Origin of the sequence: Embleya sp. NPDC056575 (assembly GCF_042793325.1) — a bacterium.
Lineage (GTDB): Bacteria > Actinomycetota > Actinomycetes > Streptomycetales > Streptomycetaceae > Embleya.
On sequence record NZ_JBHTVA010000168.1, the window covers coordinates 1 to 1,781 of the forward strand.

At 73.0% G+C, this 1,781-nt stretch carries 1 protein-coding gene; it reads right to left on the reverse strand.

The features are described from left to right. Positions 1-328 precede the first annotated feature (328 nt). Entirely contained in the window at positions 329-1,720 is a 1,392-nt protein-coding gene (locus tag ACFRCG_RS48445; protein ID WP_380043050.1) for a hypothetical protein, read from the reverse strand. Between the last annotated feature and the right edge of the window lie 61 nt (positions 1,721-1,781).

Here is a 1,781-nt window from a genome sequence, read left to right on the forward strand (position 1 = left end):
CGCGTCGATCACGCCCACGGCCCGGGCCGTGGGCGCTGACGCGCCACGGGGGTGGGCGTGGCCCCGGCCGTGATCGGTCGCCGGGCCCGGTCGGGTCGGGGACGGGGCTTGTGAAACCGCAGCCTTCGAGGCGAAGGCAACGGGTGGAGCGGGTGGGTAAACACGGCCGGCCCCGGCCGTGATCGGTCGCCGGGCCCGGTCGGGTCGGGGACGGGGCTTGTGAAACCGCAGCCTTCGAGGCGAACGCAACGGGTGGAGCGGGTGGGCAAACCGGCCCGGAACGAGCGGGCACGCCGGGCGCGTTGAAGCCCGCCCCGGGCCGGGGTGGTCAGATGAGCGTCAGCGTGAGTGTGCCCGTGTACGTGCCGGGGACGGTGACGCCGGGGACGCCGAGCTTGAGGGCGCCGCCGCATTCGAACGAGCCCGCACCGGCGCCGGCCGCCGACGAGCACAACGTGCGCGCCCGGCCGAGACCCGTGCCCGGGTCGGCCTGGGCGCCCGGGGTCACCGAGGCGGTGGTGCCGCCGGTGGGGAGCGTGCCGGTGACCGACTTGGCGGTGGGGGTCCAGCCGAGGTTGTCGCCGACGATCCGGCCGCCGGCCGAGGTCAGGTCACTGGCCTGGCCGGTCAGCGTCCATCCGGCGTTGGTGCCGCGCGCGTCGGAGACGGTGAGCGGGTTGAGCGCGCCGCTGGTGAAGGTGTCCTTGCCGTTGAGGGTGACACCCGGGAGCGCGACGTCGGTGCCGCCGACGCCCAGGGTCAGCGGGCCGCCCCGCACGTCGGTGGTGATCACCTGGTAGCCGGTGCCGGGGCCCGGGGTGGTCGGGGCCTTGAACGCGACCGGGACGAAGGTGTCCTGGCTGCGGTCCGGCGAGCCGTGTGCGGCGAAGGCGACGACGTGGCAGGTGGTGACGGCGCAGTCGTACTCGACGCCGTCCTTGTTCCGGTACTTCGCCTTCATGCCGTCGAGCGTCAGCGAGAAGCTGCCGTCGGCGTTCAGCTTGGCCTGGCCCGGCGAGTTGCCCGGGGTGGTGCGCACCCACTTGGTCGCCTGGTACGGCGCGGGGTTGGTGTTCCAGTCGCCGCCCTTGGGGCCGAACGCGACGTAGACGCCGTTGCCGCCGTCGCGGACCGGGTCGAAACCGGTGCCGGTGACGGTGAAGTCCTGGCCGTCGGGGTTCGCGCCCGCGGCCGGGGTCACGGTGAGCTTGGGGGCCGGCGGCGGGGTGGTGTTCTTGAACGCGACCGGCGTGAAGGTGTCCTGGCTGCGGTCGGTCATGCTCGCGCCGTGCGCGGCGAAGGTGACGACGCGGCACTCCTGCTTGAGGCAGTCCACCTCCTTGCCGTTGCCGTCGGTGTACTTCGCCTTGACGTCGAGTGTGGTGGTGAAGGCGCCGTCGGCACTCATCTTGCTGCCGGCGATCCACGCCTGGGCGCCGTACGCGCTCGCGTTGGTGTAGTAGTCGTCGATCTTCGGGCCGAACAGGACGTAGACCCCGTTGCCGGAGTTGCGGGTCTTGTCGAAACCGGTGCCGGTCACGGTGATCGCGGCGCCGTCGGGATTGATGTCGACGGCGGGCGACACGCTCACCGCCGGGGTTCCGGCGGCCCGCGCGGGCGAGGCGAGGCTCACGCCGGCCACGGCCAGGGCGCCGGTCGCGCCGATCGCTCCCCAGCGGATCAGGCGGCTCGCGGGCCTGTGCCGCGTTCCGTTGGTCATCCTTGGCTCCTCCATCTGGCAGTGTGCACAGGGCGGCGCCCGGACCTATTAGCGGTAGGTC

What these genes read in the sequence shown, in the direction of transcription:
- ACFRCG_RS48445 (WP_380043050.1), bottom strand. Translation starts at nt 1,720, where the DNA reads ATGACCAACGGAACGCGGCACAGGCCCGCGAGCCGCCTGATCCGCTGG.